Raw genomic sequence first — 12,839 nt, forward strand, 5'->3', positions numbered from 1 at the left:
TGGGGCAAAGTCCCCCAGGAGACACGCAAACCGCCCGACCACGCTAGCCATCCGACGACTTGCCACCCGAACGAGGGGCACCGACGGTCGCGCCCGCCTTGACTCCGCCGTCCTTGCCGGCCGCCGGGGCCTCGAAGGACTCCAACGCCTCAAGGACGTCCTGGACACGGGAGATCTCCGCGTTGATGTCCTCGCGCCGGCGCACCAGGACCTCCAGTTCGCGCTTACCCTCCTCGACCGTGCGCTTGGCCTCGCGGATCGCCTCGGCCCGGAGCTCCTCGGCCTCCTTGACCAGCGTGGCCTTCTTCTGCTCGGCCTCCTTGAGCAGCCCCTCCGCCTTCTTGACGGCGGCGATGCGCACCTTGCCCGCCTCGGAGTTCGCCTCCGACACCAGCTCCTTGGCCTTCGCCTGCGCCTTGGCGAGCTGCTCCTCGGCGGCCTTGATGAGCGCGTCGCAGCGGTCCCCGGTGGACTTCATGGTCTCGGCGGCCTCGCGGCGGGCCCGCTCGTGCAGACCCTCGATCTCGCCGGTGATGCGGTCGCGCAGCTCCTGCGCCCGCTCCCTGATGGCGGTCGCGTCCCGGCGGGCGCCGACGAGCAGCTCGTCCGCGTCGGTACGGGACTTCTCCACCAGGGCGTTGCCCTCGACCGTCGCCTCGGAGACGAGCCGCTCCGCCTCGCTGCGGGCCGCGCCGACCATGGTGTCGGCCTGCGCCTCGGCGTCCGCCGTGGCCTTCTGCGCCTGCTGCTGCGCCTCGGTGAGCAGCTTGTCGGCCTCGGCCGTGGTCTCCGTGATGAGCGTGTCGACCTGCTCGGCCGCCTCGGAGCGCCGCTTGTTGGCTTCCTTGCGGGCCTCGTCCAGCATCCGCTCGGACTCCTCGCGGGCGGCGTTGACCAGCCGCTCGGCCTCGGCCTGAGCGTCGGCCCTGACCCGCTCGGACTCGGTGCGGATCCGCTCGGCGTGCTGCTGTGCGGAGCCGATCGTCTCGGCGGCCTCGGCGCGCAGCCGCTCCGCGTCCCCGGTGGCGTCCGTGATCAGCTTCTCGGCCTTGGCGATGGCCTCGGCCCGGACCCGGTCGGCCTCCGTGATGGTTTCCGTCTGGAGCCGCTCGGCCTCGTTGCGTGCCTCGGTGATGAGGGTGTCCGCCTGCGTCGCCGCGTCCGAGCGGATGCGGTTGGCGTCGTCCCGGGCCTCGGCACGCGTGCGCGTGGCGGCCTGATCGGCCTCCGCGATGGCGTCCGAGGCCTCCGTGCGCACCCGCTGGGCGTGCGCGGCCGCGTCCGAACGCAGCCGCTCGGCCTCGGCGATCGCCTCCGCCATCGTCCGCTCGGCGAGCGCCTTGGCCGCCTCGGACTCCTCCTGCGTCTCGCGCCGGACGCGGCTCGCGTCCTCGCCGGCCCGCTCCCGCTCGGCGTAGGCGTCGGCGCGGACCCGGTCCGCCTCCTCCTCGGCCTCCCGGCGGGTACGGTCCGCCGCGTGCTCGGCGGCGGAGCGCAGTCCGGTGATCTCCTCCTGCGCCTGCTCGTGCAGGCCGACGACGGAGTCCCGCACCTGCTGGGCGTGCTGCTCGGCCGCCGACACCATCTCGGTGGCGCGCCGGTCGGCCTCCTCGACCAGGCGCACGGCCTCGGTCTGCGCCTCCTCGACGCGCTTGCGCGCCGAGGCCAGCAGCTCCTCGCTCTGCTCGCGCGCCCGCTCGCGCTCCTGGTCGGCCTCCTGGCGGGCGGAGCCGAGCAGTTCCTCGGCCTCGCGCCGGCGTCGGACGGCCTCCTCCTGGGCGGCGGCCAGCGTCTCGGACGCCTCCGTGCCCAGCCGCTCCGCGGCGGCCTGGGCCTCGGCCCGCACCCGATCGGCGGTGTCCTGCGCCTCCGTCTTCAGCCGCTCGGCCTCGGCGGCGGCCTCCGAACGCAGGCGTACGGCGATGGCCTCGCCCTCCGCGCGGGACGCGGACGCGTCCGAGGCGGCCTCGTTGCGCAGCCGGTCGGCCTCGGCGTCCGCCTGCTGCTGGAGCGTACGGATCCGCTCGGCGGCCTCGTTGCGCAGCCGCTCGGTCTCCTCCGCGGCCTCGCGCCGGATGCGGGTGGCCTCGTCGCGGGCGTCGGACAGCGCCTGCTCGGCGGCGGTCACCCGCTCCTCGGCCTCGGTGTGCAGCCGGGTCAGCTCGCCGGCCGCCTCGTCCCGCCGGGCCTGGACCGCGCGCTCGGCCTCCTCGCGCAGCTCGCGCGCGGCCCGCTCGGCGTCCGCGCGGAGCGCCTCGGCCTGCTCGTCGGCCTCCGCGCGGTGCCGCTCGGCCTCCTTGCGGGTGCGCTCCAGGGTCTCCTCGGCCTGTCGGCGCAGCGTGGTGGCGCGCTCGATCGCCTCCGTACGGACCTTCTCGCTGTCCGTGGTGGCGCTCTGGCGCAGCTCGTCGGCGTCGGCCTTCGCCTTGGCCAGCAGCTCCTCGGCGGACTTGGCCGCCTCCTCGATCTGCACCACGGCCTCGCGCCGGGCCTCGGCGCGGATGCTCTCGCCCTCGGCGGCCGCGTCGGCGCGCAGCTGCTCGGCGTCGCCGCGCAGCCGGCGGGCCTCCTCCTGCAGCTCGACCGTCTTGGCGCGGTACTCCTTGGTGTCGTCCTTCGCCGCGCCCTTGAGCTGCTCGGCGATGTCGTGCGCCTCGGCGCGCAACCGGTCCGCCTCGGCCTCGGCCTCGGTGCGGATCCGCTCGGCCTCCTCGACCGCCGCCCGGGTGGTCTGCCGGGCCTCGTCCGCGGCCTTGTTCAGCACGTCCTCGGCGGTCTTCGCGGCCTTGCCCAGCTGGGAGGCGGCCTCCTCGGCGGTGACGCTGCGGGCCTTCTCGCCGGCCTCGGCGACGATCTTCTCGGCCTCGGCGCGGGCGTCGGTGACGAGCTGCTCGGCCTCGGCCTTGGTGCTCTCGGCCTCCTTGGTGGCCTCGCTGACCAGCCGGGCGACCTGCTCCTTGGCGGTGCGGGTGCGCGTCTCGTTGGCCGCCTCGGCGCTCGACAGCGCCTTGGCGGCGGCCTCCTTGGCCTCGGTGAGAAGCTTCTCGGCCTCGGACTGCGCCTTGCGCAGCGCCTCCTCGGCCTCGGCGATGCGCTGCTCGGCGGCCCGGCTCAGCTCGCCCGCCTGGCGTCGGGCGGCGTCCGACTCCGAGACGGTGGAGGTGCGCAGTGCCTCGGCGTGGTCGGTGGCCTCCTGGGCCTGTGTGGAGGCGGCGTTCAGCAGCCGCTCGGCGTCGGTGCGGGCGCGGCGCAGGATCTGCTCGGCCTCGGCGCGGGCGCCCTCGGCGTCGCTCTGCAGCCGCTGCCGGGCCTCGCCGGTCAGCCGCTCGGCCTCCGCGCGGGCGGCCGCCATGGCCTGCTCGGCCTCGGCCCGGGACTCGTCGAGGAGCCGGCGGGCCTGGGACTCCGTACGGGCCCGCAGCTGCTCCGCCCACGCCACGTTCTCGTTGACGTGCGACTCGACGGTCTGCCGGCGCTCGGCCAGCTCCTGGTCCAGCTGCTGGCGGCGGGCCACGGCCTCGGCGTGCAGCTCGGCCTGGAGCCGGGCCGCCTGCTCGGCGTGCTCCTGCAGGATGCGCTGGGTCTGCGCGCGGGCCTGGCTCAGCTCCCGCTCGGCGTCCTGGCGCAGCTGATCGGCCTGCACCTGCGCGTTCCGCAGCAGCTGTTCGGCCTGATAGCCGATGTCACCGCCGTCGAACGCGGGCCGGGACATGATGGTGCGCCGCGCCTCGTGCAGCTTGGCGCGCAGCACCTCGACCTGGTAGCCGAGGTCCTCGGCGTGCTGGATCGCCTTTTCCCGCTCGGTCTTCAGCCGCTTCATCTCGGCCTCGAACCGAGAGAGGTGGTCGACGTCAGCCGCCGGCTCTCGCTCCTGGCTCTCGTAGCCCCGCACTGCGCGGTCCCATCCGTCCCCTGGTCGCAAGCTTCTCCATACGAGCTCCGTCCATCCGCCGAACGGGGCCCCCGGGGAATGGTGTCAGATCAACGGCGGAGCACGGGCTGCTGCCCCGACGCTCGTCCCCCGTAACCCGGACCCCGGCATGCGGCCGCCCTGGGTGAAGCGACGACCGCCCCCAACCCTACCGGCCCCTCTGTACGAGGGTCAGTGCTCAGGTGACTCAACAGGCGCCGATGTGACCAGTTCTGTCAGTACACCGTGGCAATCCTTGGGGTGCAGGAAGGTGATCCGCGACCCCATGGAGCCGCGCCGTGGCTCGTCGTACAGAACGCGTACGCCCTTTCCACGGATCGCGTCGGCGTCGGAGTCGACATCCGCCGTACCGAAGGCGATGTGGTGGACGCCCTCGCCGTTCTTCGCCAGCCACTTGCCGACCGCGGAGTCCTCCCGGGTCGGTTCGAGCAGCTGGAGGTACGACGCCCCGCCGTCGGACGTATCGTTGATCTTGAGCATGGCCTCGCGCACGCCCTGCTCCTCGTTGACCTCGGAGTGGAAGACCTCGAAGCCGTAGGTGGCCTTGTAGAACTCGACAGTCGCGTCGAGGTCATGACAGGCGATCCCGATGTGGTCGATTCGCGTCAGCATGTTTTCAGTGCAGCGCTCCGGAGGTGGTTACGCAACGTGCGCGCGATCACACCGACGGCCCGATGACGGCGCGGCGTACCGCTCAGTACATTCGAAGTAAACCCTCGTTCACTCCTCAGCTCTTGTGCAGCTGAAAGGGGATCGCACCTCATGTCAGGAACGAACAGCACGACGACCGTCATCGTCGCGGGTGCCCGCACCCCGATGGGTCGGTTGCTCGGCTCGCTCAAGTCTTTCTCCGGAGCCGACCTCGGTGGCTTCGCGATCAAGGCCGCCCTCGACCGTGCGGGGATCGGTGGCGACCAGGTGCAGTACGTGATCATGGGCCAGGTGCTGCAGGCCGGCGCCGGACAGATCCCGGCCCGCCAGGCCGCCGTCAAGGCCGGCATTCCGATGAACGTCCCGGCGCTCACGATCAACAAGGTCTGCCTGTCCGGCCTGGACGCGATCGCGCTGGCCGACCAGCTGATCCGCGCCGGCGAGTTCGACATCGTGGTCGCCGGCGGCCAGGAGTCCATGACCAACGCCCCTCACCTGCTGCCGAAGTCCCGCGAGGGCTTCAAGTACGGCGCGGTCGAGATGATCGACGCGATGGCCCACGACGGCCTGACCGACGCCTTCGAGGGCATCGCCATGGGCGAGTCCACCGAGAAGCACAACACGCGCCTCGGCATCAAGCGCCCGGAGCAGGACGAGATCGCCGCCCTGTCCCACCAGCGGGCGGCCGCCGCCCAGAAGAACGGCATCTTCGAGGCCGAGATCACCCCGATCGAGATCCCGCAGCGCAAGGGTGAGCCGGTCGTCTTCAGCAAGGACGAGGGCATCCGCGCCGACACGACCGCCGAGTCGCTCGGCAAGCTGCGCCCGGCTTTCTCGAAGGACGGCACGATCACCGCCGGCAGCTCGTCCCAGATCTCCGACGGTGCCGCGGCCGTGGTCGTCATGAGCAAGGCCAAGGCGCAGGAGCTCGGCCTGGACTGGATCGCCGAGATCGGCGCCCACGGCAATGTGGCCGGACCGGACAACTCGCTCCAGTCCCAGCCCTCCAACGCCATCCTGCACGCCCTCAAGAAGGAGGGCCTGGAGGTCTCCGACCTGGACCTGGTCGAGATCAACGAGGCCTTCGCCGCCGTGGCGGTCCAGTCAATGAAGGACCTCGGCGTGTCCACGGAAAAGGTGAATGTCAACGGTGGTGCGATTGCGCTCGGTCACCCGATCGGCATGTCCGGCGCCCGCCTGGTCCTCCACCTGGCGCTGGAGCTCAAGCGGCGCGGCGGCGGCGTCGGCGCGGCCGCGCTGTGCGGCGGCGGCGGCCAGGGCGACGCACTGATCGTGCGGGTGGCGAAGGCCTGATTTTCCCTTGCGTCTCGTACGTACGCGCGTGGCGGGTACGTACGAGACGTCTCGTGAGCGAACGGAGCTGTGATGCAGGACGTCTCCTCTCTGGTGGCCCAGGCCAGGGAAGGCCGGCCCCGGGCCGTGGCCCGGCTGATCTCCCTGGTGGAGGGGGCGTCTCCGCAGCTGAGGGAAGTCATGGCGGCCCTCGCGCCGCTGACCGGGAACGCGTACGTGGTCGGCCTCACCGGATCCCCGGGTGTCGGCAAGTCGACATCCACCTCGGCGCTGGTGACCGCGTACCGCAAGCAGGGCAAGCGGGTCGGCGTGCTGGCCGTCGACCCGTCCTCGCCCTTCTCGGGCGGCGCCCTGCTCGGCGACCGGGTGCGGATGTCGGAGCACGCCTCCGACCCGGGCGTCTACATCCGCTCGATGGCCACCCGCGGTCACCTGGGCGGCCTAGCCTGGTCGGCCCCACAGGCGATCCGCGTGCTGGACGCGGCCGGCTGCGACGTGATCCTGGTCGAGACGGTCGGCGTCGGCCAGTCGGAGGTGGAGATCGCCTCCCAGGCCGACACCTCCGTCGTGCTGCTGGCCCCCGGCATGGGCGACGGCATCCAGGCCGCCAAGGCGGGCATCCTGGAGATCGGCGACGTGTACGTCGTCAACAAGGCCGACCGTGACGGCGCGGACGCCACGGCCCGCGAGCTGAACCACATGCTCGGCCTGGGCGAGTCCCGCGGCCCCGGCGACTGGCGCCCGCCCATCGTCAAGACCGTCGCGGCCCGCGCCGAGGGCATCGACGAGGTCGTGGAGGCCCTGGAGAAGCACCGGGCGTGGATGGAGGAGCGCGGAGTGCTGGCGGAGCGCCGGCTGGCCCGCGCGTCCCGCGAGGTCGAGACGATCGCGGTGACGGCCCTGCGGGAACGCATCGGCGACCTGCACGGAGACCGCCACCTGGGCGCGCTCGCGGAGCGCATCGTGGCCGGTGAGCTGGACCCGTACCGCGCGGCGGACGAACTGGTGGCGAGCCTCACGGAGAGCTGACCGTCGCCGACCGTGCGCCACGGCTGCTAACTTGACCCGCATGTTCCTCCGCTTGGCGTAGAGCGCACCGAGCGCCCGCAGACGACCGTGGTGTCGACCGGCGTACTGCGTGGCGCGCTCAGGTGTCCCCTCTCCGCCTTTCTCCGAGGAACTTCGCGCATGTCCGCGCCCACGTCACCCTGTCCTCAGTCCACCGCGCGGCGCCCGTCGTACGCCGCCGTCCTGCGTGTCCCGCAGGCGCGCCGCACCTTCGTCGCCGTCCTGGTCGCCCGGCTGTCGTACGGCACGGTCGCGCTGTCCGTGCTGCTGTCGGTGACCCGGGCGACCGGCTCGTACGCCGTCTCCGGCGCCGTGATGGCCGTCTTCGGCGCCTCGGCGGTCTCCCTGCTGCCCGCGCGGGCGGCCCTGGTCGACCGCCACGGCCCGCGTCGCGCGCTGCTGCCCATGGCGGTGCTGCACAGCCTCCTGCTCTGCGCCCTGGCGGCCCTGACCGTGCGACCCGGCGCGTCCCCGGCGTCGCTCGCCCTGGCCGCGGGCCTCGCGGGTGCCTGCGCGCCCCCGCTCGGTCCCACCATGCGCACGGTGTGGTCCGAACTCCTCGACGACCGGCGCCTGTTGCAGCGCGCGTACAGCCTGGACGGTGTGGCCGAGGAACTGCTGTTCGTCTCCGGACCGGCCCTGGTCGGCGTCCTGCTGCGCTTCACGCAACCGGCCGCCGGTCTGCTGCTGAGCGCGGCGCTCATGGTGACGGGGACCTGCGCGTTCGTGACGTCACCGGTGGTGGGCGGCCGGGGGCGGCAGAAGGCCGCCGGTCCCCGGCACCGGTCCCGCGGCTTCCCGGCCGGCCTGCGCGGACCGGTCGTCGCGGCGGCGGGCCTGGGCCTGGCCCTGAGCGGTGTCGAGCTGCTGGTGATGGCCTTCGCGGGGCAGCGGTCGCACGACGACGCCGTGGTCCCGTGGATCCTGGGCGCCCTGTCGGCGGGCAGCGCCGTGGGAGGTCTGCTGAACGGGGCCGTGAACTGGCGCCGGTCGGCCGGTGCCCGCCTGCCGTGGCTCACGGCCGGGCTGGGCGTGGCCCTGGCCCTGGCGGGTCTCGCGCCCGGTCCCTGGACGCTCGCCGCGGCCATGGCCTGTGCCGGGGTCTTCGTCGCCCCGACCCTGACGACCGCGTACCTCCTCGCCGAGGAGACGACCGACGAGGGTGCCCGCACGAGGGCGGGGGCCTGGGTGAACGCGGCGGTGAACGCGGGAACCTCGGCCGGATCGGTGGCGGCCGGGACGCTGATCGGCCGGCTGCCGCTGTGGGGGTGCTTCGCCCTGGCCGGCGCGGTGGCCGCGCTGACGGCGCTGTGCGTCGCCAGGCCGGGGCCGCTCACGCCGCTCGCGCGCACCCCGTGACGCCGGTGCGGGGCGCCGAACCGCAGGCGGGACCTGACCTTCCCGCCTGCCGCTCGGCGCGTGCCGAGGTCAGGGGCGCCCCCGCTGCCCCCTCAGATGCTCCGCGATCGGCTTCAGGGCCTTGTCCAGCTCCCCCAGCGCCTCCGGCGACAGCAGGTCGATGAAGTGCCTGCGCACGGACGACACATGGTGCGGCGCGACCTTCTGCATCGTCTCCATGCCGTGGTCCGTGAGCACCGCGTACAGTCCGCGACGGTCGGACTCGCAGTTCTCGCGTCGCACCAGGTTCGCGTTCTCCATGCGCGTGATCTGGTGCGAGAGGCGGCTCTTGGACTGGAGAGTGGCGGACGCGAGGTCGCTCATCCTCATGCGTACGTCCTCGGACTCGGACAGGTTCACGAGGATCTCGTAGTCGTTCATAGTCAGGCCGAACGGCTGCAGGTCCTTTTCGAGCTGGTACGTCAACAGCCTGTTGACCTCCAGGTGGGTGCGCCAGGCGCACTGCTCCGCATCGGTCAGCCAGCGCGTGGCCGTCTCGGTCTCCATGAATGAAGTCTACCTAAGAAGTTGAAAGGCGAACTAGTGAGGGTGGTGTGACTGTGCGCACGCGTTCGATGTCACACTCCGCAGACTACCGCTCACAGCCCGAAGCGACGCTGGAGGTCTCCCAGCTGTCCGGGAAGGCGCGGTGTGCCCGGAGGCTGTCCGTGACCTCCTGGTACACCCGGCACGCCGCCCCCGCCGGGCACCCCCGGCTCATGCGGAACCGCTCCCGTGGCCTGCTCGGCCATGAGGGTCTCGGTCGACTGGAGCAGGACCGTTCCCGCTCCCACGAACTCGAACTGGTGCTCCTCTCCGGAGGCCCCTCCGAGGCCTGTCATCGCACGTAGACCGCCCATTACGCCGGTCAGGTAACCGTGGTCGTAGTGATGGCACGGCGAGGGGCAGTCGGCCCATCCGACCAGTGCCTGAGGGTCCACCCGGATCGGGGGTTCCATGAACACCACCGGACCGTTAGATGCGGCCACGAACTTTCCGGTTCCGATAAGGGTCAGAAAACCCGGCACGATCGACTGCTTGAGGGCAAGACTTGGCTGAAAAGCGAGCAGGTTGCCCGAGCGAATGGTCAGGTTGCCGTCGTCCAAGTCATACGAATTGACGTCGAAGGCCCGGTCGGCGAGCAGCATCTTGCCCGAGCCATCCGCCACCACCCAGTCGCTCGCGTGCAGAGGCGAATGGAAAGAGGTTCGGACAAGTCGGTCGAGTCGACCGTGTCCGACGCCGTTGAACTCGATCGCCCCGTAGTAGGCGATCATCTTCCCCTTCTGCAGGAACCACTGCCCGCTCTTGAGCTCCACGCAGAACGTGTACTTGTTGACGTTGTCGTCCACGGGCAGGGTCATCGGGTCGTGGACGGTGGGGCCGCCGGGGACTCCGTACGTGCTCACAGCTTTTCCTCCGAGGCCTGGACGAACACCGTGCCGCTGCCGCTGAGCTCCAGCTGGAACGCCTCGCCGGAGCCGCGTCCCACCATGTCGCGCCAGCCGAGCGCGGTCGACAGCTTGTTGCGCACGTCGCCGTGGTGGGCGACGTAGGCCTGCGGGTCCACGTGGACCGGGCGCTGCGGGGTGATGGGGACCTCGAACACGCCCCCGTGCGCCATGACGGCGACGGCGCCCTGTCCCGCGAGGGTGGTCGTGAACAGCCCCTGTCCCGTCACCTGGCCCCGGACCATGCCCATGACCCCGCCCTGCGAGCCCATGAACATCGTCCCCTGGCGCAGGGTGCCCTCGAAGGCCAGCAGCCGGTCGGCCTCGACGTAGAGCGTGTCGCCGGTGAGGTTGATGACGTGGACGTGGTGGCCGCCGTGCCCGAAGAACACGGTCCCGCTGCCCTCGACGGTCATCAGCGGCGTCGCCTCGCCGGCCACCCGGCGGCCGAGCATCGACATGATCCCGCCCTGGCCGCCCTGGATGTTGGGCGTGAAGGAGACGTCGCCCTTGTAGGCGAGCATGGCGCCGCGCTGGCTGAAGAGCCGCTGGCCGGGGAGGACGGTGGCCTCCACCATTTTGGAGTTGATCTCCCTGAGCGCCATGTCACACGTTCCCCGCGATCGTGTTCCGCTCGCTCGGCTGCACGTACACCAGGCCGTCCCCCTCGAAGCGGATCTGGAAGGCCTCGCCGCCGCCCTCCCCGAGCAGTGTGCGGAACGTCACACCGGACTGGAAGGACTGCCGCACATTGCCCTGGTGGGCGATGTAGGCGCCGGGGTCGACGATCAGCGGGTACTGCGGGCTGACCCGCAGCACCACGGCGGGGCCGTCGGAGGTGATGGCCGCCTGTCCGTGCCCCTCGACCGTGGTGGTGAACAGCCCGTTGCCCTGCGAGGCGCCGCGCAGCCCGGTGAACGTCGTCCCGGTGCGCAGCCCGGTGTCGGTCGCGAGCAGGTTGCTCGACTCCACGTACAGCTTGTCCCCCTGGAGTTGCACGAGGTTGATCTCCGAGGCCCGGTCGGCGAACCAGCAGGTCCCCTGGCCTCTCACCTCCATCACCGTCATCTGCTCACCGGTGAGGCGCCGGGTCACCATGCCCCGCAGTCCCTCACCGCCGCCGCTCAGTTTCTTGAAGGCCATCTGCCCGTCGTACGCGACCATCGAGCCGTTCTTCGCCTTGACGGCATCCCCGGTCATGTCGACGGCGAGCACCTTGCTTCCTTGAAGTCGGAACATCGCCACGCTGCGAAGGTAGCGGGAGGGCAGGGGGCTGGACAGAGGGGATGGGCAGGGGGGTCCCCTTAGGGGGTGGGGGCGTGGGACGGGCGTCCCGCCCCCCTCCCCGCCCCCGCGCCACCGTTTGTCACAATGGGCGGGCGCTTGTGCTTGCGTTCACAAAACGGCGCCGTGTGACAACGTCGACCTCACTCCCACCGCACTCCCACCGCACTCCCACCGAAGGTGATCCGTGGACATCAAGACCGCCACCGCCCTCCGCCGCCTCCGCCTGGTCTCCGCCCCGGAGGCCGTGTCCTTCCTCGTCCTGCTGATCTGCTCGGTACTGAAGCGGACCACGGACTTCAACGCGGTGCCCGTGATGGGCGCGGTTCACGGTGTCCTGTTCGTCCTGTACGTGATCTTCTGGGCCGACGCCTGGAACCGCGCCAAGTGGAGCGTCGGCACGGCCGCCCTGTACTTCGTCCTCTCCGTCCTGCCCACCGGCGGCTTCTTCGCCGAGCGCAAGCTGCGGCGCGAGGCGGAGGACGCGGTCATCGCCGCCCGCGCCCGCAAGGAAGGCGTCGTGAACGCATGATCGTCGCCTTCTCCGTGACGCCGCTCGGCGTCGGCGAGGACGTGGGGGAGTACGTCGCCGACGCCGTCCGTGTCGTCCGCGCGTCGGGGCTGCCCCACCGCACCGACGCCATGTTCACCTGCATCGAGGGGGAGTGGGACGAGGTCATGGCGGTCGTGAAGCGCGCCGTCGCCGCCGTGGAGGAGCGGGCGCCCCGGGTGTCGCTCGTCCTCAAGGCGGACATCCGGCCCGGTGTGACGGACGGGCTGACCTCGAAGGTGGAGACCGTCGAGCGTCACCTCGCTTCGTAGGCGTCCAACTCCCGAGAAACGCCCGGCCCCTGAGGGCCGGGCGTTTCTTCGGTCCACCGTTTGAGCGTTCGCTCAAACGGGTGTAGTTTCCCTTCCCAGAGTTTTGAGCGGTCGCTCAAAGACCGGTTGACTGGGGGAACTTCGATGGGGCTCTACGTAGAGACGCGCATCCGCGCCGACCTCGACGAGCTGTGGGCACGTACGCAGGACCCGGCCCGGCACCAGCGCTGGGACCTCCGTTTCACCGAGATCGACCCCCTCCCGCGCGCGGAGGGCGAGCCGCAGCGCTTCCGGTACGCGACGCGCGTCCTGCCCTTCCTCACCGTCGCGGGGACCGGTGTGTCCGCCGGCGAGAAGGAACGCCCCGACGGCACCCGCACCTCCGCCCTGCGTTTCGCCTCGCCCGACCCGCTCTCCCTGCTCGCCGAGGGCAGCGGCTACTGGCGCTACCTCCCCGACACCGACGGCGTCCGCTTCCTCACCGGCTACGACTACCGGCCCCGCTGGGGCGCCTTCGGCGCGCTCGCCGACCGGCTGCTGTTCCGCCCGCTGATGGGGTGGGCGACGGCCTGGTCCTTCGATCGGCTGCGGCTGTGGCTGGAGCGCGGGATCACCCCCGAGCGGGCACTGGTGAACTGGCTGGCCGAACTCGCCGTCCGCGCGACCGTGCTGACCCTCTGCTGCGTCGGCCTCGACCCGGCCGCCTTCGTCCTGGCCTTCGGCCCCCTCGCGCCCGCCGTGGCCTTCCTGTGCCCGCTGCTCCTCCTGCTCGCCATCTCCCTCGCCCTCTTCAAGGAGCCGCTCTCCTGCACCCCGGCCGCCCGCCGCTGCCTGCGCACCCCGCCGATGCGCGTGTGCGCCCCTCGCCTCCTGCGCACCCTGGAGACCCCGTGACGAGCCTCGCCGCACCGCCGACGTCC

At 71.8% G+C, this 12,839-nt stretch carries 12 protein-coding genes; 6 read left to right on the top strand and 6 right to left on the bottom strand.

Annotation, left to right across the window (positions count from 1 at the left end; translation table 11 throughout):
- Positions 1–43: 43 nt before the first annotated feature.
- Both scy and mce read right to left on the bottom strand, forming a co-directional pair.
- Positions 44–3,892: a polarized growth protein Scy gene (scy, locus tag ACWGKT_RS08800; RefSeq protein ID WP_453273026.1), complete on the bottom strand. Its 3,849-nt coding sequence runs from the start codon at positions 3,890–3,892 to the stop codon at positions 44–46.
- Positions 3,893–4,102: 210 nt separating this feature from the next.
- On the bottom strand, positions 4,103–4,543 hold the full coding sequence (mce, locus tag ACWGKT_RS08805) for a methylmalonyl-CoA epimerase (RefSeq protein ID WP_356141967.1): 441 nt from the start codon (positions 4,541–4,543) through the stop codon (positions 4,103–4,105).
- Positions 4,544–4,693: 150 nt separating this feature from the next.
- On the opposite strand from mce, the gene ACWGKT_RS08810 reads away from it, so the two are divergent.
- From ACWGKT_RS08810 to ACWGKT_RS08820, 3 genes are all read left to right on the top strand, one after another.
- On the top strand, positions 4,694–5,896 hold the full coding sequence (locus tag ACWGKT_RS08810) for an acetyl-CoA C-acetyltransferase (protein ID WP_356141965.1): 1,203 nt from the start codon (positions 4,694–4,696) through the stop codon (positions 5,894–5,896).
- 72 nt (positions 5,897–5,968) lie between these two features.
- Positions 5,969–6,925, top strand: coding sequence for a methylmalonyl Co-A mutase-associated GTPase MeaB (meaB, locus tag ACWGKT_RS08815; RefSeq protein ID WP_235456999.1), 957 nt, complete (start codon positions 5,969–5,971; stop codon positions 6,923–6,925).
- A 159-nt stretch (positions 6,926–7,084) separates the two neighbouring features.
- The gene (locus ACWGKT_RS08820) at positions 7,085–8,323 is read left to right on the top strand and encodes an MFS transporter (protein WP_453273027.1); all 1,239 of its coding nucleotides are present in this window, start codon (positions 7,085–7,087) and stop codon (positions 8,321–8,323) included.
- A gap of 69 nt (positions 8,324–8,392) precedes the next feature.
- Here ACWGKT_RS08820 and ACWGKT_RS08825 read toward each other — a convergent pair whose 3' ends face one another.
- The 4 genes from ACWGKT_RS08825 to ACWGKT_RS08840 all read right to left on the bottom strand — a co-directional run bounded on the left by ACWGKT_RS08825 (position 8,393) and on the right by ACWGKT_RS08840 (position 11,052).
- Positions 8,393–8,869 carry a MarR family winged helix-turn-helix transcriptional regulator gene (locus ACWGKT_RS08825; RefSeq protein ID WP_235457001.1) on the bottom strand — a complete coding sequence of 159 codons (477 nt, stop codon included), beginning with the start codon at positions 8,867–8,869 and terminating at the stop codon, positions 8,393–8,395.
- A gap of 92 nt (positions 8,870–8,961) precedes the next feature.
- Positions 8,962–9,771, bottom strand: coding sequence for an AIM24 family protein (locus tag ACWGKT_RS08830; protein WP_453273028.1), 810 nt, complete (start codon positions 9,769–9,771; stop codon positions 8,962–8,964).
- Entirely contained in the window at positions 9,768–10,418 is a 651-nt protein-coding gene (locus ACWGKT_RS08835; protein ID WP_235457003.1) for an AIM24 family protein, read from the bottom strand. Before ACWGKT_RS08835 ends, ACWGKT_RS08830 begins: the two co-directional genes overlap by 4 nt.
- Before the next feature lies 1 nt (position 10,419).
- Positions 10,420–11,052: an AIM24 family protein gene (locus tag ACWGKT_RS08840; RefSeq protein WP_453273050.1), complete on the bottom strand. Its 633-nt coding sequence runs from the start codon at positions 11,050–11,052 to the stop codon at positions 10,420–10,422.
- A 232-nt stretch (positions 11,053–11,284) separates the two neighbouring features.
- Between ACWGKT_RS08840 and ACWGKT_RS08845 the strand changes: the two genes are divergently transcribed.
- The 3 genes from ACWGKT_RS08845 (at position 11,285) to ACWGKT_RS08855 (ending at position 12,813) form a co-directional block, all read left to right on the top strand.
- Positions 11,285–11,629 carry a DUF3817 domain-containing protein gene (locus tag ACWGKT_RS08845; protein WP_453273029.1) on the top strand — a complete coding sequence of 115 codons (345 nt, stop codon included), beginning with the start codon at positions 11,285–11,287 and terminating at the stop codon, positions 11,627–11,629.
- On the top strand, positions 11,626–11,919 hold the full coding sequence (locus tag ACWGKT_RS08850) for an MTH1187 family thiamine-binding protein (protein ID WP_356141956.1): 294 nt from the start codon (positions 11,626–11,628) through the stop codon (positions 11,917–11,919). The genes ACWGKT_RS08845 and ACWGKT_RS08850 overlap by 4 nt, the downstream gene beginning before the upstream one ends.
- A 144-nt stretch (positions 11,920–12,063) precedes the next feature.
- The gene (locus tag ACWGKT_RS08855; protein WP_453273030.1) at positions 12,064–12,813 is read left to right on the top strand and encodes a hypothetical protein; all 750 of its coding nucleotides are present in this window, start codon (positions 12,064–12,066) and stop codon (positions 12,811–12,813) included.
- The last annotated feature ends 26 nt before the right edge of the window (positions 12,814–12,839 follow it).

The sequence above is a fragment of the Streptomyces sp. NPDC054794 genome (genome assembly GCF_053611585.1).

Coding starts and splice junctions, on each gene's coding strand:
- ACWGKT_RS08840 (WP_453273050.1), bottom strand. CDS start 11,052: ATGTTCCGACTTCAAGGAAGCAAGGTGCTCGCCGTCGACATGACCGGG.
- ACWGKT_RS08810 (WP_356141965.1), top strand. CDS start 4,694: ATGTCAGGAACGAACAGCACGACGACCGTCATCGTCGCGGGTGCCCGC.
- ACWGKT_RS08855 (WP_453273030.1), top strand. CDS start 12,064: ATGGGGCTCTACGTAGAGACGCGCATCCGCGCCGACCTCGACGAGCTG.
- mce (WP_356141967.1), bottom strand. CDS start 4,543: ATGCTGACGCGAATCGACCACATCGGGATCGCCTGTCATGACCTCGAC.
- ACWGKT_RS08820 (WP_453273027.1), top strand. CDS start 7,085: ATGTCCGCGCCCACGTCACCCTGTCCTCAGTCCACCGCGCGGCGCCCG.
- ACWGKT_RS08850 (WP_356141956.1), top strand. CDS start 11,626: ATGATCGTCGCCTTCTCCGTGACGCCGCTCGGCGTCGGCGAGGACGTG.
- ACWGKT_RS08825 (WP_235457001.1), bottom strand. CDS start 8,869: ATGGAGACCGAGACGGCCACGCGCTGGCTGACCGATGCGGAGCAGTGC.
- meaB (WP_235456999.1), top strand. CDS start 5,969: ATGCAGGACGTCTCCTCTCTGGTGGCCCAGGCCAGGGAAGGCCGGCCC.
- ACWGKT_RS08835 (WP_235457003.1), bottom strand. CDS start 10,418: ATGGCGCTCAGGGAGATCAACTCCAAAATGGTGGAGGCCACCGTCCTC.